The 20230-nt window shown below is 37.9% G+C and carries 13 protein-coding genes, 2 tRNA genes and 1 pseudogene; 7 read left to right on the forward strand and 9 right to left on the reverse strand.

Annotation, left to right across the window (positions count from 1 at the left end; all coding sequences use genetic code 11):
- Positions 1-29: 29 nt before the first annotated feature.
- Positions 30-2552 (reverse strand): DNA gyrase subunit A, encoded by a 2523-nt coding sequence (gyrA, locus tag C1A09_RS05925; RefSeq protein ID WP_101542800.1) that lies wholly within the window; start codon positions 2550-2552, stop codon positions 30-32.
- 411 nt (positions 2553-2963) lie between these two features.
- On the opposite strand from gyrA, the gene C1A09_RS05930 reads away from it, so the two are divergent.
- The 5 genes from C1A09_RS05930 (at position 2964) to C1A09_RS05950 (ending at position 10354) form a co-directional block, all read left to right on the forward strand.
- Complete coding sequence (locus C1A09_RS05930) at positions 2964-5492, forward strand: ATP-dependent Clp protease ATP-binding subunit (protein ID WP_101542801.1); 2529 nt, start codon at positions 2964-2966, stop codon at positions 5490-5492.
- 98 nt (positions 5493-5590) lie between these two features.
- Entirely contained in the window at positions 5591-7639 is a 2049-nt protein-coding gene (gene htpG, locus C1A09_RS05935) for a molecular chaperone HtpG (RefSeq protein WP_101542802.1), read from the forward strand.
- Positions 7640-7819: 180 nt separating this feature from the next.
- A complete protein-coding gene (locus tag C1A09_RS05940; RefSeq protein ID WP_101542803.1) occupies positions 7820-10114 on the forward strand; it encodes a patatin-like phospholipase family protein in 2295 nt (764 codons plus the stop codon).
- 75 nt (positions 10115-10189) lie between these two features.
- Positions 10190-10263, forward strand: a tRNA-Arg gene (locus C1A09_RS05945).
- 17 nt (positions 10264-10280) lie between these two features.
- Positions 10281-10354 (forward strand) — tRNA-Arg (locus tag C1A09_RS05950).
- 131 nt (positions 10355-10485) lie between these two features.
- Here the strand turns inward: C1A09_RS05950 and dapA are convergent.
- Positions 10486-11379: a 4-hydroxy-tetrahydrodipicolinate synthase gene (gene dapA / locus C1A09_RS05955; RefSeq protein WP_101542804.1), complete on the reverse strand. Its 894-nt coding sequence runs from the start codon at positions 11377-11379 to the stop codon at positions 10486-10488.
- Positions 11380-11482: 103 nt separating this feature from the next.
- Positions 11483-13480: an NAD-dependent DNA ligase LigA gene (gene ligA, locus C1A09_RS05960; protein ID WP_101542805.1), complete on the reverse strand. Its 1998-nt coding sequence runs from the start codon at positions 13478-13480 to the stop codon at positions 11483-11485.
- Positions 13481-13590: 110 nt separating this feature from the next.
- Between ligA and trmD the strand changes: the two genes are divergently transcribed.
- Positions 13591-14268 carry a tRNA (guanosine(37)-N1)-methyltransferase TrmD gene (gene trmD, locus C1A09_RS05965; protein WP_101542806.1) on the forward strand — a complete coding sequence of 226 codons (678 nt, stop codon included), beginning with the start codon at positions 13591-13593 and terminating at the stop codon, positions 14266-14268.
- A 93-nt stretch (positions 14269-14361) separates the two neighbouring features.
- On the opposite strand, the gene C1A09_RS05970 is transcribed toward trmD, so the two are convergent.
- The 5 genes from C1A09_RS05970 to C1A09_RS05990 all read right to left on the reverse strand — a co-directional run bounded on the left by C1A09_RS05970 (position 14362) and on the right by C1A09_RS05990 (position 19280).
- Positions 14362-15273 (reverse strand): dihydroorotate dehydrogenase, encoded by a 912-nt coding sequence (locus tag C1A09_RS05970; RefSeq protein ID WP_101542807.1) that lies wholly within the window; start codon positions 15271-15273, stop codon positions 14362-14364.
- A complete protein-coding gene (locus tag C1A09_RS05975; RefSeq protein WP_101542808.1) occupies positions 15261-16037 on the reverse strand; it encodes a dihydroorotate dehydrogenase electron transfer subunit in 777 nt (258 codons plus the stop codon). Before C1A09_RS05975 ends, C1A09_RS05970 begins: the two co-directional genes overlap by 13 nt.
- A gap of 96 nt (positions 16038-16133) precedes the next feature.
- The gene (locus C1A09_RS05980; protein WP_101542809.1) at positions 16134-16604 is read right to left on the reverse strand and encodes a helix-turn-helix domain-containing protein; all 471 of its coding nucleotides are present in this window, start codon (positions 16602-16604) and stop codon (positions 16134-16136) included.
- Positions 16605-17477: 873 nt separating this feature from the next.
- Positions 17478-18497, reverse strand: coding sequence for a DNA polymerase III subunit delta (gene holA / locus C1A09_RS05985; protein ID WP_101542810.1), 1020 nt, complete (start codon positions 18495-18497; stop codon positions 17478-17480).
- A 6-nt stretch (positions 18498-18503) separates the two neighbouring features.
- Positions 18504-19280: an AMP nucleosidase gene (locus C1A09_RS05990; RefSeq protein ID WP_101542811.1), complete on the reverse strand. Its 777-nt coding sequence runs from the start codon at positions 19278-19280 to the stop codon at positions 18504-18506.
- 66 nt (positions 19281-19346) lie between these two features.
- Here C1A09_RS05990 and C1A09_RS05995 point away from each other — a divergent pair, with 66 nt between their 5' ends.
- Entirely contained in the window at positions 19347-19796 is a 450-nt protein-coding gene (locus C1A09_RS05995; RefSeq protein WP_101542812.1) for a type I restriction enzyme HsdR N-terminal domain-containing protein, read from the forward strand.
- A gap of 252 nt (positions 19797-20048) precedes the next feature.
- On the opposite strand, the pseudogene C1A09_RS06000 reads toward C1A09_RS05995, so the two are convergent.
- Positions 20049-20174: pseudogene (locus C1A09_RS06000) on the reverse strand (class A beta-lactamase); the annotation flags it as partial.
- Positions 20175-20230 lie beyond the last annotated feature (56 nt).

Below are 20230 nucleotides of genomic sequence, written 5' to 3' on the forward strand. Positions count from 1 at the left end.
TTGTAGAAAAATTTAAATTAATATTATGTCTATTCTTCATTTTCGTTATTTATTTCTTTATTTTCCGGCTGCTGCATGATACTTTCTTCTATAAGTTCTTCCTCGCTTTCTGAGGTTACCTTACATACAGAACCGATTTCATCATTACGCTTTTCGAGGTTAATTAAACGTACTCCCTGAGTAGCACGCCCCATAATACGCACATCTGCAACTTTCAGGCGAATAGTAATTCCCGATTTATTGATAATCATTAAATCATTTTCATCTGTTACAGATTTAATTGCTACCAATTTACCGGTTTTATCTGTGATGTTCATAGTCTTTACACCTTTACCACCACGATTTGTCTTACGATAATCCTCAATATCAGAACGTTTTCCATAACCTTGTTCAGATACTACCATGATAGTCTCTGTTTCAGGATCTTTAATACAAATCATTCCGATAACTTCATCTTGTCCATCTTCATCAAGTGTCATACCACGCACACCTGTAGCAGTACGTCCCATAACCCGCACAGCACTTTCATGGAAACGAATAGCACGACCATTACGATTAGCTATGATAATTTCATTATCTCCATTAGTCATGCGAACTTCAATCACACGATCATCTTCACGTATGGTAATAGCGTTCACACCATTTTGACGAGGACGTGAATATTGTTCAAGTAATGTCTTCTTAATAATGCCATTCTTGGTACAGAATAATACATAGTGACTATTAATGAAATCTTGATCATTCAAATTCTTGACACGCAAATATGCATTTACAGCATCATCAGAATCAATATTTAATAGGTTCTGAATGGCACGTCCCTTAGAATTCTTAGTACCTTCAGGAATTTCATATACTTTTAACCAATAACATTTACCTTTCTGCGTAAAGAACATCATTGTGTTGTGCATTGTTGCAGGATAGATATGTTCTACAAAATCCTCATCACGAGTTTCAGTACCCTTAGAGCCTACCCCACCACGGTTTTGTGCACGGAATTCACTCAATGGAGTACGTTTGATATATCCCATATGCGAAATGGTAATAATCATTTCATCGTCTGCATAGAAATCTTCTGGATTAAATTCCTCCGATGAATAAACAATTTCAGAACGACGTTCATCTCCATATTTCTCTTTTATTTCGATTAACTCATCCTTAATAACTTTACGACACAACTCATCGTTTACAAGAATTTCCTCTAAGTATGCTATCTGTTTCTGAATTTCTTCATACTCAGCGTGAAGTTGATCCTGCATCAGTCCAGTCAATTGACGCAAACGCATTTCAACAATAGCACGAGATTGAATTTCGCTTAATTGGAAACGTTCCATCAAACCTGTTATGGCATCATTCGGAGTTTTAGCAGCACGAATAATCTTAATTACTTCATCAATATTATCTGATGCAATAATCAATCCTTCCAGAATGTGAGCACGCTCTTTAGCTTTACGCAATTCATATTGTGTACGACGAATAACTACATCATGGCGATGCTCTACGAAGTATTTTATTAAGTCTTTCAGATTTAACAGACGAGGACGTCCATGCACAAGTGCCACATTGTTTACACCGAACGAAGTCTGCAATTGAGTCATCTTATAAAGCTTGTTCAATACTACGCTGGCATTGGCATCACGTTTCACGTCTATAACAATACGCATCCCTTCACGGTCAGACTCATCATTGGCATTGGTAATACCTTCAATTCTCTTTTCGTTGGCTAAATCAGCAATATATTTAATTAACTCTGCTTTATTGACACCGTAAGGAATTTCCGTTACTACAATCTTGTCATGTGTCGAACCGGTTTCAATTTCAGCTTTAGCACGCATGATAACACGCCCACGTCCCGTAAGATAAGCCTCACGCACACCACTCATACCATAAATATAACCTCCGGTCGGAAAATCAGGAGCTTTCACATAAGTCATCAGTTCTTCAACATCAATATCATTATTATCAATGTATGCAATACAAGCATTGATAACTTCAGTCAAATTATGTGTCGGCATATTAGTTGCCATACCTACGGCGATACCTGATGCTCCATTTACCAAAAGATTTGGAATACGAGTCGGCATAACAGTTGGCTCCAACAAAGAATCGTCGAAATTACTTTGCATATCAACTGTTTCTTTATCAAGATCCTGCATCATTTCTTCACCGATTTTTTGTAAACGGCACTCGGTATAACGCATAGCAGCTGCACTATCACCATCTACTGAACCGTAGTTACCCTGTCCGTCTACAACCATATATCGCATAGCCCATGGCTGTGCCATACGAACCAGCGCGCCATATACGGAAGAATCGCCATGAGGGTGATATTTTCCTAATACTTCACCTACAACTCTAGCTGATTTTTTATAAGGTTTATCCGACGTATTTCCCAATCCCATCATTCCGAAAAGGATTCTTCTGTGAACGGGTTTAAAACCATCTCTAACATCCGGAAGGGCACGCGAAACAATGACCGACATAGAGTAGTCAATGTACGATGACTTCATTTCCTCCTCGATGTTAATCTTTATAATTCTGTCTTGTTCAAGCATTTAAAAAGATTATTAATTATACATTTTAGGGTTTGTGAAAAACCACGCTAAAGTACTGCTTTTTTACGATATACAAAAGTTTTCATCTATAAACTTTGTTGCCATTGTGCACAATTTCGCTTTATACTTTTTTATAGCGTGTAGCCATTTCCTGACGAGCTGCCTATCAACTCATACATATACCAACAAACACCCACACTTGGTCCGTTTTCCTCTTTAAAAACGTTTATATATGAAGCGAAAACCAGTTTCTAATCTAGCAGCTGTATATAATAATATGTATAAAACAAAAACACTCTTTATTTGTGGCATAAGATTTGTACAGTAATAAATTGAATTATATGATACATGAATTTAATTAATACGTATCTTTGTATATAATAACCTTTTAATTGAGGAGAAATAATAAGTATGAACAATCAATTTTCACAAAGAGTTTCGGATATCATCACTTATAGCAAAGAAGAAGCCAATCGATTGAGGAATAGATATATTGGTCCTGAACACCTCCTACTCGGTATGTTGCGAGACGGTGGAGGGAAAGCTATTGAAATTATGATGAAACTCGATATAGATTTAAAACAGGTTAAGAGTCGTTTAGAGAGCTTCTTAAAGGATGCGGAAGATGATACTCTTTTGCCTGATGCAGATGTGCCCCTATCTCCAATGGCTGCCAAAATATTAAAAATGTGTATATTGGAGGCTCGTCTATTGAAGAGTGCAACTGCAGATACCGAACATGTATTGCTGGCTATTTTGAAAGATGGAGATAATTTGGCTGCGACAGTTTTGGAAGAGAACCAGATAAACTATCAGTCTGTATTCGAACTGCTTTCGATGAAATCTACCAATCCTAATGCAGGAATGGGATTTACGGAAGACGATGAAGAAGATGAAGAAGATATGAATATGTCACGTTCTTCGCGTGATTCCGCTAATGGTCCATCATCATCTGCACAAACAACTTCTAAGAAACCATCCAATGATACTCCTGTATTGGATAATTTCGGTATGGACATGACTCATGCCGCCGAAGAAGGGAAATTAGATCCAGTGGTGGGTCGTGAACGAGAGATCGAACGTCTGGCACAAATTTTGAGTCGCCGCAAGAAGAACAATCCAGTGTTAATTGGTGAGCCGGGAGTCGGTAAATCTGCTATTGTAGAAGGGTTGGCATTACGTATCGTGCAGAAAAAGGTATCACGTATCCTGTTTGACAAACGTGTGGTAATGCTTGATATGGCATCTGTTGTAGCCGGAACAAAATATCGTGGTCAATTTGAAGAACGTATCCGTTCTATAATCAATGAATTACAGAAAAATCCGAATGTCATTCTTTTTATCGATGAAATCCACACAATCGTAGGTGCCGGTGCCGCAGCCGGTTCCATGGATGCTGCCAATATGCTGAAACCGGCTTTAGCACGTGGTGAAATACAATGTATTGGTGCTACTACACTCGATGAATATAGAAAAAACATCGAAAAAGACGGTGCCTTGGAACGTAGATTTCAAAAAGTAATTGTAGAACCTACCACTGCTGAAGAAACTCTTCAGATATTGAAAAATATCAAAGAAAAATACGAAGATCATCATAATGTGAATTATACGGACGAAGCTCTGGAAGCATGTGTCAAGTTGGCAGACCGTTATATCACAGACCGCAACTTCCCCGATAAGGCTATCGATGCCCTGGATGAAGCTGGTTCACGCGTACATTTGACAAATATCAACGTTCCTAAAGAAATTGAAGAACAAGAAAAGTTGATAGAAGAAGCACGCAATCTAAAGGCTGAAGCTGTAAAATCGCAGAATTTTGAACTTGCGGCCAGCTATCGTGATCGTGAAAAAGAACTGTCCGCGCGTCTGGATGAAATGAAAGATGAATGGAAAGCTCGTTTAAAAGATAATCGTCAAACTGTAGGAGAAGAAGAAATAGCAAATGTCGTATCCATGATGTCCGGTGTGCCTGTACAGCGTATGGCACAGGCAGAAGGACTGAAGCTCGCAGGTATGAAAGAAGAATTGCAAGCCAAAGTCATTGCTCAGGATGCCGCTATTGAGAAATTGACCAAAGCTATTCTGCGAAGTCGTGTGGGATTGAAAGATCCGAATCGCCCTATCGGTACGTTTATGTTTCTTGGCCCTACTGGGGTTGGTAAAACACACTTGGCAAAACAGTTGGCCCAATACATGTTTGGTTCCAGCGATGCATTGATACGTATCGATATGAGTGAGTACATGGAGAAATATACCGTATCTCGTATGATTGGTGCAGCTCCGGGATACGTCGGCTATGAAGAAGGTGGGCAGCTGACTGAGAAGGTGCGCCGTAAACCTTATTCCATAGTCTTGTTGGACGAAATAGAGAAGGCTCATCCGGATGTGTTCAATATCCTGTTGCAAGTATTGGATGAAGGACGTCTGACTGACAATTATGGCAGAACCATTGACTTCAAGAATACGGTCATCATTATGACTTCAAATATCGGTACCCGACAATTGAAAGAGTTTGGTCATGGTGTAGGTTTTACTGCACAAAGCCGTACTGACAATAATGAACATTCTCGTGGCGTGATACAGAAAGCCTTGAACAAGACTTTCGCTCCCGAGTTCCTAAACCGTCTCGATGAAATCATTACTTTCGATCAGCTTTCATTGGATGCTATTACTAAAATTGTCGATATCGAGCTGAAAGGATTATTTGAACGCGTTGAAGCTATTGGATATAAATTAGTTGTAGATGAAGACGCTAAAAAATTCCTTGCTTCCAAAGGTTATGATGTACAGTTTGGTGCACGTCCTTTGAAGCGTGCCATCCAGAATTATCTGGAAGATGGACTTTCTGAACTAATTGTATCATCCGGTATACAACCGGGAGATACCGTAAATATCTCCGTAGATAAAGAGAAGGATGAATTGAGTATCAAGAGAGCATAACAGTCCTTTCGATAAAAAACCGTCAAAATGTCAGTCCATAGTGGCTGGCATTTTTTTTGTTTCATCTTTACCAAAAACAATAAAAATATAAACGTAATATGCAAAAAGGAAGTATTGGGGTAACTACCGAGAACATTTTCCCCGTCATTAAAAAGTTTTTGTACAGTGATCATGAAATTTTTCTTCGCGAGTTGGTTTCTAATGCAGTAGACGCTACTCAGAAACTGAAAACCCTGGCCTCAATAGGTGAATTTAAAGGCGAGATTGGAGATTTGACCGTTCATGTTTCTTTGGATAAGGATACGATTACCGTGTCTGATCATGGTATCGGTTTAACAGCAGAAGAAATCGATAGATATATCAATCAAATTGCATTCTCTGGAGCTAACGACTTCTTGGAAAAATACAAGAATGACGCAAATGCCATCATTGGACATTTCGGATTGGGTTTCTATTCAGCTTTCATGGTAGCCAAGAAAGTTGAAATTATCACCAAGTCCTATCAAGAAGGTGCTCAAGCTGTAAAGTGGACATGTGACGGTAGTCCTGAATTTACTATTGAAGACGTTGACAAGACTGAACGCGGTACTGATATCGTACTTTATATTGATGATGATTGCAAGGAATTCCTTGAAGAAACCCGTATTTCTTCTTTATTAAAGAAATATTGCAGTTTCCTCCCTATCCCTGTCGCATTCGGTAAAAAGAAAGAATGGAAAGATGGTAAGCAAGTGGAAACAAACGAGGATAATATTATCAACAATGCCAATCCATTGTGGACTCTGAAACCCAATGAATTAAAAGATGAAGATTATAAAAAGTTCTATCGTGAGCTCTATCCGATGTCCGACGAACCTCTATTCTGGATTCATTTGAATGTAGATTATCCGTTCCATCTCACCGGTATCCTTTACTTCCCTAAGGTAAAGAGTAATATCGAATTGAATAAGAATAAGATACAGCTTTATTGCAATCAAGTATATGTGACGGATTCTGTTGAAGGAATTGTTCCCGATTTCCTCACTCTACTTCATGGAGTACTGGATTCACCGGATATTCCGTTGAATGTATCCCGTTCTTATTTGCAAAGCGACTCTAACGTAAAGAAGATATCCACCTATATCACCAAAAAAGTATCAGACCGTCTGCAATCAATTTTTAAGAATGATCGAAAACAGTTCGAAGAAAAGTGGAATGATTTGAAAATCTTTATCAATTACGGAATGCTCACACAAGAAGACTTCTATGATAGAGCGAAAGATTTTGCCCTTTTTACCGATACAGACAACAAATATTATACTTTTGAAGAATATAAGACTCTGATTAAAGATAACCAAACAGATAAGGATGGAAATTTGATATATCTGTATGCCAACCATAAAGATGAACAGTACAGTTATATTGAAGCAGCCAAGAATAAAGGTTACAATGTATTGTTAATGGACGGTCAACTGGATATCGCTTTAGTTAGTATGTTGGAGCAGAAGTTTGAAAAAACACGCTTCACTCGCGTAGATAGCGATGTGATTGATAATCTGATTGTCAAAGAAGACAAAAAGAACGATGTTCTGGAAACCGAAAAACAAGAAGCATTGTCTACTATCTTCAAGAGTCAACTGCCCCAAATAGAGAAGGCCGAGTTTAACATAACGACACAAGCTTTGGGAGAGAATTCTGCACCGGTAATGATTACTCAGAGCGAATATATGCGCCGTATGAAAGAAATGGCCAATATTCAGGCAGGAATGAGCTTCTATGGAGAAATGCCGGATATGTTCAATCTGGTACTGAACTCCGATCATAAGCTTGTAAAAGAGATTTTATCGGACGAAGATAAGGAATGTGCCTCAAAGATTGTGCCTATTCAGAAGGAAATGGATGAGGTAAACCAACAACGAAACGATCTGAAAAAGAAACAGGAAGGTAAGAAGGATGAAGAAATACCTACTACTGAAAAAGATGAGGTGAATAAATTGGATCGGAAATGGGAAGAATTAAAGGTACAGAAAGAAAATATATTTGCCGGATATGCTGCTAAAAATAAGACCGTTCGTCAACTGATTGACTTAGCATTACTTCAAAACGGTATGTTAAAGGGAGAAGCCCTGAATAACTTTGTTAAAAGAAGCATAGACTTAATTAAATAATCCCCTTTAGATTTTATTTATATACAAGGGTATTGCAACTCATACGAATTGCAATACCCTTTTTTGTTCGTTTTTACTGTTATACAGGTGTTTTTTCCCGTTGGATACGATGTTTTTGGAAACTATTGTTTATATTTGAGCGTTGAATAAATCAGCACGTTTCACTCGGAATTATTAGTCATGAAGAGAATTCTGTTGTTTTTGTCGTTTTACCTATGTTTGTTATCAGTAGTTCAGGCTCAGAAAGTGGGGCTTGTTCTTAGTGGTGGTGGTGCGAAAGGTATGACACATATTGGTATTATCCGTGCCCTAGAAGAAAACAATATCCCAATTGATTATATTACCGGCACTTCTATGGGAGCCATTATCGGTTCATTATATGCGATGGGATATTCTCCAGACGATATGGAGGCTCTGTTACGATCTCCGGACTTCAAACGTTGGTATTCTGGAAAGGTAGAACCTAAATATGAATATTATTTTAAGAAAAACCGTCCTACCCCTGAATTTTTCAATATTCGATTTGCTTTCAGAGATTCAATGCATCTGAAACCACAGATACTTCCTACCAGTATGGTCAATCCCATACAGATGAACTTGGTGTTTGTAGAACTATTTGCACGAGCTACGGCATCTTGTAACGGCGATTTTAATAAGTTGTTTGTTCCTTTTCGCTGTATCGCTTCTGATGTGTATAATAAAAGGCCTCTTATAATGAGAAAAGGAGACTTAGGAGATGCTGTACGTGCCTCCATGAGCTTTCCTTTTGTTTTTAAACCTATAGAGATTGATAGTGTATTGGCTTATGATGGAGGAATTTACAATAATTTTCCTACGGATGTGATGCGGGAAGACTTTTGTCCCGATATAATTATTGGTAGTGTGGTGGCAGCCAATCCCAGTAAACCGAAAGAGAACGACTTGATGAGTCAGATAGAAAATATGGTAATGCAGAAAACGGATTATTCTCTTCCCGATTCTTTGGGTATTATAATGAATTTCAAGTACGATGACGTAAATCTGCTGGATTTTGACCGTTTACAAGAATTACATGATATCGGTTATAACCGGACTATCAGTTTAATGGACTCTATAAAAAATCGCATCCATCGACGTGTAAATGCTGATAACGTGCGATTAAGACGATTGGTCTACCGAAGTAATCTGCCACAACTCCGTTTTCGCGATATTCGTATCGAAGGAGCTAATGAACAACAACAAGTCTATATCAAAAAAGAATTTCACGATGAAGATCATGAAGTGTTTACTTATGAAGACTTGAAACGGGGTTATTTTCGTTTATTAGCAGATAATATGATATCAGAGATCATACCCCATGCTGTTTATGATCCAGAAAATGATTTGTATGAACTCCATCTAAAAGTTAAAATGGAGAATAATTTTTCGGTCCGCATGGGTGGAAGTGTTTCTACTACAAGTTCTAATCAGATATATCTAGGATTAGGATATCAAAATTTAAACTATTATTCCAAAGAAATTACTTTCGACGGCCAGTTAGGTAAAGTTTATAATAACGCCCAATTGATGGCAAAAATTGATTTACCCACCCGTATCCCTACCTCATATCGTTTCATCGCGTCCATAAGCACCTTTGATTATTATAAAAAAGATAAACTCTTCTCCAAGAATGACAAACCGTCTTTCAATTCAAAGGATGAACGTTTTGTAAAGCTGATGGTTGCTCTGCCTTTCCTTTCAAACAAGCGTGCGGAATTTAGTATTGGATATGGAGCGCTTGAAGATAATTACTTCCAGTCCAATGTAATAAACTTTGATGAAGATCGTTCGGACAAGAGTACTTATAAGTTGTTAAGTGGAACTATTGGGTTTTATGGAAGCACTTATAATGCCCGTCAGTATGCAACAAGAGGGTATTATGAAAAACTGATAGCTCAGGTGTTTACCGGAAAAGAAAAGTTCCGCCCCGGAAATCCTAAAGAGGAAGTTTCTACCAAAGGGCGCCAATCTTGGCTTCAAATTTCTTATATGAAAGATGCTTATCACTCCATGAGCCCTAAATTCACTTTAGGATGGATGGCAGAAATGCTCTATTCATCGAAAAATTTTTCAGAGAATTATACGGCAACAATGATGCAGGCTGCAGAATTCACACCTACTCCGCATAGCAAGTTGATGTATAATGAAGCTTTTCGTGCCAACCAATTCCTGGCAGTGGGTATCAAGCCAATATTCATTTTTAATGATATGTTTCAGTTCCGTACCGAATTTTATGGATTCATGCCAGTATTTCCCATTGAAAAAAATGCATTAAATAAAGCTTTTTACGGAAAAGCATTTTCAAAGTTTGAGTATATGGGAGAAATTTCTGTAATATGTCAATTACCTTTCGGTACTATAGCAGCATATGTAAATCATTATAGCTCACCGAAAAAGGAGTGGAATGTAGGATTAACCATCGGTTGGCAGCTGTTTAACTACCGTTTCATCGAATAAAATTCTTCAAAAAAAGTTGGCGTAACATTTGCTAATTCAGAAAAAGTACGTATCTTTGCACCCGTTAAACAAAAAGGCCGCGTAGCTCAACTGAATAGAGTAGCTGACTACGGATCAGCCGGTTACAGGTTTGAATCCTGTCGCGGTCACAATGTTTTAGTAAAAGGGTCGCGTAGCTCAACTGAATAGAGTAGCTGACTACGGATCAGCCGGTTACAGGTTTGAATCCTGTCGCGATCACTAAGAACCTCTGCAAAACTTTGTAGAGGTTCTTTTTTATTTATATATTTTAAGTTGTTCCCCTATAATAAAAGAGAATAAAAAAAGCCCTGCAATGACAAGGCTTTTTCATATAACATAAAAGAGATACCTCAACACTTAATATTCAATTCATCCAAAATCTTCCGCATTGCTTCAAAAGTGGTAATTCTTGTTGGTACTAGTGGCAAACGAAGTTTATTTTCAATCATACCCATCACATTCAACATAGCTTTTACACCTGCAGGATTACCATCAACAAATAAAAGTTTAAATAACTCAGCAAATTTATGATGAATAGTCAGGGCATTAATATAATCTCCTTGCAATGCCAGACGCACCATACGGCTGAATTCACGCGGAAACGCATTTCCAATGACCGATATGATACCAACTGCCCCTAAGGTAATCAGAGGGAAGGTTATACCGTCATCCCCCGAAATAACGTCAAAATTAGCAGGTTTATTCTTGATTATATCATCCATTTGGGAAATATCCCCTGACGCCTCCTTAATAGCAATCACATTTTTAAAATCACGTGCAATACGTAATGTCGTTTCAGCTTTCATATTTACACCCGTACGTCCCGGTACATTATAAAGTACAATAGGCAACTCCGTCGCTTCAGCAATAGCTTTATAATGTTGATATATCCCTTCTTGTGAAGGCTTATTATAATAAGGAACAACGGAAAGAATAGCATCGACACCAGTAAAGTCATCATTTTTCAGCGTTTCTACTATGGCACGGGTATTATTACCACCTACTCCAAGCAAAATAGGAATTCTTCCATTCACACGCTCAATGACCATTTTCTTGATTTTTCTCTTTTCATCGTCCGTAAGAGTAGGAGTTTCTGCCGTGGTGCCCAATACGCATAGGAAATCAGCATTATTTTGCAACAAATAGTCTACCATACGTATCAATGCATCATAATCAACGCTTTCGTCCTCTTTAAATGGAGTAATTAGCGCTACCCCCATTCCTTTCAATCTTGTCTGTATCATGAGTATTATAAAGTAATCTCTAATTAAATGACTCGCAAAAGTACGATTTTTTTCGATTTAGTCTACAAAAACAAGCTATAAAAAAGTTTTTTGCAGAAATTTGTTAGGATAATAACTCTAGAAAATCATCTTCACTCATAATCTTTACCCCCAGCTTCTGAGCTTTCTCAAATTTGGCAGGTCCCATATTCTCACCGGCCAGTATAAAACTAGTCTTAGCAGAAATACTCCCCACATTCTTTCCACCATTTTTTTCGATCAATTCTTTATATTCATCTCTTGAGTGGTACACAAACACACCGCTGATAACGATGGATTGTCCAACAAGTTTGTCAGTATATCCACTCAAGTCTTCTTCTTTCCTGCAAAATTGCAAACCCGAGATTTTCAGTCGCTCTATTAACTCTCTATTTGAGGGATTAGAAAAATAGTTAATAATACTTTGCGCTATCTTTTCACCGATTTCATCGATGTTTTTGAGCTTTTCAAGGCCTGCACTCTCTAATTCTTCAATATTTGCAAATGACTTTGCAATCTTCTTCGCTACAGTCTCTCCCACAAACCGGATACCCAAAGCAAAAAGAACTCTTTCAAAAGGTACCTCCCGACTAGCAGCTATACCATTAATTACATTTTCAGCCGATTTTACACCCATTCGATCCAAATTCTTGATATCATCTATTTTCAACCGATAGAGGTCTGCTGTATCTTTGATTAATTTCAACCGATAGAACATATCTACGGTTTCAGGACCTAATCCATCTATATTCATAGCCTTACGACTGATAAAATGCTCTATCTTACCCTTTATCTGAGGTGGACAAGCCGTTTCATTAGGACAATAGTGTGCAGCTTCTCCCTCATATCGAATTAATTTACTGCCGCACTCAGGGCAATGAGTGATAAATCTCACTTTTTCACCGATAAGCATATTACGTGCCTCTTTGTCAACCCCTGTGATTTTAGGAATTATCTCTCCACCTTTTTCCACGTAAACCATATCACCTATATGTAAATCAAGCCCTTCAATAATATCTGCATTATGTAAAGAGGCCCTTTTCACAATAGTTCCAGATAATTGTACCGGATCTAAATTAGCAACAGGAGTAACAGCACCAGTACGTCCCACCTGATAAGAAACTTTGTTCAAACGTGTCAATGCTCGCTCCGCCTGGAATTTATAAGCAATTGCCCATCGGGGAGATTTTGCGGTGAAACCGAGATTTTTCTGCTGTTTCAAACTATTTACTTTTAGCACAATACCATCAGTTGCCACTGGCAGATTTTTACGTTCAGTATCCCAATATCTGATATATTCAAAGACTTCTTCCAGACTATGAGCCTTTTTCACATGCTCTGAAATCTTAAATCCCCAACTGGCAGCCACTTGTAGGTTTTCGTAATGACCGTCACAAGGTAATTCTTCTCCCAATAGATAATACAGGTAGGCATCAAGCTTGCGTGATGCTACAATTGACGAATTTTGCAGTTTCAATGTACCCGAAGCGGCATTACGCGGATTGGCAAAAAGTGGTTCCTCACGAGCCTCTTTTTCGCGGTTAAGCTCCTCAAATACTTCCCAAGGCATCAATATTTCTCCCCTAATCTCAAACAATGGAGGATAATTACCATGAAGTACTAATGGAATAGTGCGGATAGTCTTCACATTATCCGTCACATCATCACCTTTTTCACCGTCACCACGCGTAACAGCACGTAGCAACTTACCATTTTCGTATGTCAGTGAAATAGAAGTACCATCATACTTCAATTCACAGCAGATTTCAAAATCTTCATTCAATGTTTTTTTGACTCGATCATAGAAATCCGCCACTTCACTTTCCGAGTAGGTATTGCCCAAGGAAAGCATTGGATATTTGTGAGGGACTTGCGTAAAGTTCTTATTCAAATCACTTCCTACGCGCATAGTGGGAGAATTCCCATCTTGATATTCAGGATATTCTTTTTCAAGGTCCTGCAATTCACGCATCATATCATCAAACTCCTTATCGGATATTTCAGGAGTGTTCAACACATAATAATTGTAGTTATGCTGATGTAATTCGGCACGGAGCTGGTTTATTTTTTCTTTTGCAGTCATAGCGATTTCAGATTGTTTTAACGCAAAAATACAGGTTTCTAACCGAATATTTATGTTTTTGTTTTATGAAAATAGAATGTATCACTATTTTTGCAGAAAAATAAAGTTTTATGCGAATTGATATTATCACAGTCTTACCGGAGATGATTGAAGGTTTCTTTAATTGCTCCATTATGAAACGTGCTCAAAATAAGGGGCTTGCCGAAATTCACATCCACAATCTCCGTGACTATACAAAAGATAAATATCGTCGCGTGGACGATTATCCCTTTGGTGGATTTGCCGGAATGGTGATGAAAATAGAACCTATAGAACGATGTATCAATGCTTTAAAAGCCGAAAGAAATTACGATGAGGTGATTTTTACTACCCCCGATGGCGATCAGTTTTGCCAGCCGATGGCAAATGCACTCTCGCTAGCCCAAAATCTTATTATTCTTTGCGGACATTTTAAGGGTATTGATTACCGTATTCGCGAACATCTCATTACGAAAGAAATCAGTATAGGAGATTATGTACTGACAGGAGGTGAACTCGCCGCCGCCGTTATGGCAGACGCTATTGTACGAATTATCCCTGGCGTAATCTCCGATGAGCAATCTGCACTTTCCGACTCATTCCAAGACAATTTACTGGCTGCTCCAGTTTATACACGGCCTGCTGATTACAATGGTTGGAAAGTTCCTGATATTTTACTATCTGGCCATGAGGCAAAAATTAAGGAATGGGAACTTCAACAGTCACTCGAAAGGACTCGGAAATTACGCCCGGACTTATTGGGAGAGTAAAGTCAAAAGTGTAAATAAAAAGAAAAAGGACATTTGCTTACAAATGTCCTTTTTTATGAATTATACCTGCGAATGGCAATCTTTTGTTTTTCATTATACCTCAAGTGCGCCGATAATCTCCTTTACAGACTTATATCCATGTCTATTAAGATAGTCATCGATACCTTCCTCAACCTTTATTGTAATCTCCGGATCTATGAAGTTTGCCGTACCTATTTGAATAGCAGAAGCACCTGCAAGCATAAATTCCACTGCATCTCTCCAGTTCATAATACCCCCCAACCCAATGACAGGTATTTTTACCGCTTTAGCAACTTGCCATACCATGCGTAGCGCAATAGGCTTCACAGCCGCACCGGACATTCCACCTGTTACCGTAGATAGTACCGGACACCTACGTTCCGCATCTACAGCCATTCCTAGCAAGGTATTAATGAGTGAAACACTATCTGCCCCCCCATTTTCTGCCGCACGAGCAATTTCAGTGATATCCGTTACGTTCGGTGAGAGCTTTACGATAAGTGTCTTTTTATATACCGCACGTACAGCTTTTACCACTTCCTCAGCTCCTTTGGTCGTGACCCCAAATGCCATTCCTCCTTGCTTCACATTAGGACAGGAAATATTCAATTCTATAGCAGGAATATTTACAAGATCATTGATAATAGATGCAGTTTCAACATAATCTTCTATAGCCGACCCCGAAACATTTACAATCATATTAGTTTTTATATCCTTGATACGCGGATATATATGTTCAACAAAGTAATGCACACCCTTATTTTGCAGTCCCACAGCGTTTAACATGCCCGATGGAGTTTCCGCCATACGCGGATAAGGGTTACCTTCACGTTTGTGAAGAGTAGTTCCCTTTACAATTATACCACCTATTCGCGATATATCGACGAAATCGGCAAATTCTTCACCATATCCAAATGTCCCAGAAGCCGTCATAACGGGATTCTTCATTTGTAATTCACCTATATTTACATTTAAATCTGCCATAATAGTTTGTTTATATTAAAAACCGGACCTTCTTTACATACACACAAATGGCCTTCTGTAGTATTCTCCACGCAACATAAGCAAGCACCTATACCACAAGCCATCATATTTTCCAGAGATACTTCGCAGTTGATATCTTTACTTTTGGCATATTTTGCCACAGCCATCATCATCGGTTTCGGACCACAAGTATATATCTGTTCAAAATCCACCTTATTTAATATAGAATGCTGCGTAACATAACCTTTTTCTCCATGACTACCATCTTCTGTAGTAGTATATACTTCACCATAGGCAGCAAATTGTTCCAATTGGAGCAAATCATTATCACTTCGAGCCCCTAACAAGAATACTGGTCTACTACCATTTTTGGCTAATTGTTCACCTAAATAAAGCATTGGAGCCGTACCCACACCACCTCCTATCAAAAGAAGCTTATCAGAGGGATTTTCAGGCATTGTGAAGCAATTTCCCAGCGGGAGTACTACATTGATCATATCGCCAGCTTTAGCTTCCCCTAAACGCTTGGTTCCGTCACCAACAAGTTGTATAAGGAACCATACCTCATTCTTCTGTCTATCCACATAATTGATAGAAATAGGACGACGTAGGAAAGTAGTAGGTGAACCGTCTACGCGAATTTCCGCAAATTGTCCCGGCAGCATTTCCGGAAGCGGAGACGGAGAAGTCAGTTTTAACAATACATAGTTAGCATGCAATCGGACATTCTCTGTCACAGTCAGATCTAAAATATATTTTTTCATATCATCAAAAAAGAAGGAATTATATCTTTTGTTTGCAAAGATAGTGCAAACTGAATGCAGACACAAATTTATTTGCACTATCCATCTTTACACTCCTTAATTTTCGGGTTTAAATGTTTCATAAGTATTGTCATCAAAGAAAATCCTTATTTCAGTAATTCTCCTAGGAGGTCTTTCTTTATAGATAATCTCTTGTTTTACAATCTCTTTAGGTACTTTTTGGAGCATTTCTGATGCAATTTCCTTGCGATTTTCCGCTGCACTCGGTCCATTGGACAGATTTTCGGGATTCTCAGCAAATAAAGGGTAGTCGAAACTACCGTCTTCAACAAAATCGGAATTATTACCATCATTACTCATATTACCATTGCCGGTAAGTAACCATTCCAGATTTATGTCATTATACCGCTGATGTAGCCGAAGAATAACTTCCGTACTTGGATACTTATTACGGGGACCTAAAATATGAGAGATAGTAGCTTGAGCTACTCCAATACTTTCTGCAAATGCTCCAGCTGTCATTTTCTCCCGATCCATAATCATTTTAAATCTGTCTTTTATACTCATAATACAGGCATAATTACAATTGTATATTCATCAATCTTGATCACAAAAGTAAAAAAAGAAAATCACAAATGCAAATTATAATTGTAAATACCAAGGTTTTACATTTGTATAATGAATATTCCAAAAGTTAATAACACAGTTATTACTGCCAAAAACAAACTACTTACAACATTATATTTTAGCTCTAACAAAATATTATAATATACTGAAATTCATTATATTATATCTCATAATATTCACTTAAAAGCCTATATTACATTTGTTTTATCGGCATCTTCTCCTTATCTTCATTAAACTATTTAATAAAATATAATATTCAATAGATATTCAGAAGTTTATATATACAAATACATCTTGTTAAGCCGTATAGATAAACATTTGTAAAACATATATTCCTTGATTTAATTTACATTATTTACATCCGTAAACAGCTTAGTATATTCACAAAAGAAATATCACAAAAGGGATTGCCATATAAACGTAATAGTCAAATATTACAATAATAAACTTACATAGTTGCATACAACAACTATCACATCGATTAATTTTCTTATTTTCTTATAAATACTTTTGGGAAACATGAAAATTGGCTGACAATGCTTTATTTCCGTATAAATCTCCGACTGATTGAAAAAAAACAATTCTGAGAGTCTTATTTTTAACACAATAAATTGTATGTCAATGCATTATCCCAATATTGTAAGATTTAGAACAACCGCCAAATAAAAAAATTGAATGATTTTACTTTTTGAATAAAAGAAGAAGGGATTATTTAGGTAAAAGGATCTAGCTATAGAATTTAAAATGATACAACCATATTGGGTAAAGGGGTACACCCATTACCCGTAGTAAAGCAATACACTTTTCAAAGAATTAATGTAAGATTTTAAATACCAATTCCCGCAGAATATCTCCGTCATTTAGTGAAGAATTGCCTACTCCTTTAGATTTGGCATCTGCGTATCTGATTTCTCCAATAATTTGCATTGTTTTCACTCCACTATACCGTCTCATAGCAGATATATATTCGCGAGATTGCCAAGGACTTTTCAGGCCTACAAAATTAGCGATACCCTGCTCTGTTTTTTCAGGTGCATAATATGCCAACATTAAATTAGAGAAGAAGCCGAAAAGTAAAGATAAAGTCATTTGAATTGGATTTGTTTTCGGATTTTCTTCAAAATATTTTATTATCTTATTGGCTTTTAAAATATCCTTTTCGACGATTGCGCTACGAAGCTCAAAATTATTGTAGTCTTTACTAATTCCAATGTTCCGCTCAATCTGTTCAGGAGTAACACGTGTCTGACCTTTTGGAAGTGTAATAATCAGCTTTTCCAGTTCTCCGGTGAGACGGCTAAGATCAGTTCCTACAAAATCAGCAAGCATTGCAGTTGCCTTAGGTTCGAGGTCTACTCCCTTACGTTTCATATAAGAAGAAATAAATGCCGGTAACTGGGCATCCTTCATCTTCTTAGATTCAAATAAAACACCTGATTTTTCTATTTCGGCTGCTAATTTTTTCCTTCTGTCCAATACGCCATGTTTGTGGCATATCACCAATATAGTAGAAAGCAAAGGTTTTTGAAGATAGAAAGAAAGTTCTTCCATATTACGGATATTCTGAGCCTCCTTTACCACTACAACCTGATACTCAGACATCATCGGATATCGCTTAGCAGCATTGATAACCGTAGCTATATCTACATCCGCGCCATAAACAACAGTCTGATTGAATTCTTTCTCCGTTTCAGTCAGGACATTATCTGTAATATAGTCGGCAATAAGATCGATATAATACGGTTCTTCTCCCATCAGATAATAGACAGGACGATATTGTTTAGCTCTCAACTCCTTCAAAATATCGTCACAAGTAATCTCTTGTTTTGCCATATTGGTTTACCAGTCGAATTTCAGATGTTTTACAGTTTTCTTTTCATCAATAATCATCTTTAATGATGCAATACCGATTTCTACATGTTCGGTCACATAATTCTTGGTTACCAAATTGTCACTTTTATCCGTTTTCACTCCTTCAGGAATCATGGGCTGGTCTGACACTAACAGAAGAGCACCGGTTGGAATATGATTGGCAAAGCCACAACTGAATAAAGTTGCAGTTTCCATATCAACAGCCATAGCACGTGTTTTCTTCAGATATTCCTTAAATGCTTCGTCGTGTTCCCAAATACGCCGGTTAGTAGTATATACAGTACCTGTCCAGTAATCACGGGCATAGTCACGGATGGCAGAAGAAACAGCACGCTGCAACATAAAAGCCGGAAGTGACGGCACCTCGGGTGGAAAATAATCATTGGAAGTACCTTCACCACGAATAGCGGCAATAGGAAGAATAAGATCCCCTATCTTATTTTTCTTGTCGATACCACCGCATTTACCTAAAAACAAACAGGCTTTAGGATGTATGGCACTCAGCAAATCCATGATAATAGCAGCATTAGGACTACCCATACCGAAATTGATAATAGTAATTCCTTCTGCACTGGCCGATATCATATTGGCGTCTTTACCAAGGATCGGAACATTGAATTGCCCCGCAAATATTTCTACATACTTGTTGAAGTTAGTCAGCAGAATATACTCCCCAAAATCCTCCAGGTTACGTTTTGTGTAACGAGGTAGCCAATTAGCTACGATTTCTTCTTTTGTTTTCATAAGATTTTATTAAATTTGTATTCCCCAAGGTTTGGGAGACCATTATTTAACTTACAAATGTAGTAAATGTTATCGTTAAACCTACCAGCATTCGATGCTAAAATTGCCGCAAGGAACGGAAAAAATGTTATATTCGACGTAATACGTCGTCGATATGTTGCTCTCACCCCTGAGGAATGGGTACGGCAACACTTCGTACACTTTCTTCTTGCTCATAAAGGATATCCACAGGCACTTATGGCAAACGAAGTCCAGGTTCAATTGAACAGTACAAAGAAACGATGCGACACGGTGCTTTACCGACGTGATCTTACCGCCCGGATGATTGTGGAGTACAAAGCTCCCGATATTGAAATCACACAGAAGGTTTTCGACCAGATAACTCGTTACAACATGGTGTTGAAAGTAGATTACCTCATTGTCAGCAACGGATTACAGCACTATTGTTGCCGGATGGATTACGAACATAACACATATATTTTTCTGCACGATATTCCTGAGTATCAAAGCCTATAGCTTTGAACGTCTTTCTCGCCAGGACCAAATCCTTTTCACTACCATACCGAAAGGCAATAACCCCCGGATATATTCCATCAAAACACCCGGATGTTTTATATGAAAACACCCGGATGTTATCACTCAAAACATCCCCATGTTTTACAGCGTAACATCCGGGTGTTTTGGGAATTCTGTATAAAACAGAAAGGGGATAAGTCCCTATTTCATTACAGTTAAGCTACCATATCATTACGGTAAAGCCCCCACTCTTTATTTCATCACATCATATATCATGCGCGATACATGAGCAATGATCTCAGCATTGGTTTCATCCGTTTCACACGAATTCATGATGAAAACGGCTATGTAATATTTCCGCCCGTCAGGAAGAATAATGGCAAGATCCTGATTGGGAATTTTTTTCCGCAAAGGGCTGTATGTATCTTGTCTCA

Origin of the sequence: Bacteroides cutis, from assembly GCF_900241005.1 — a bacterium.
GTDB classification, from domain to species: domain Bacteria; phylum Bacteroidota; class Bacteroidia; order Bacteroidales; family Bacteroidaceae; genus Bacteroides; species Bacteroides cutis.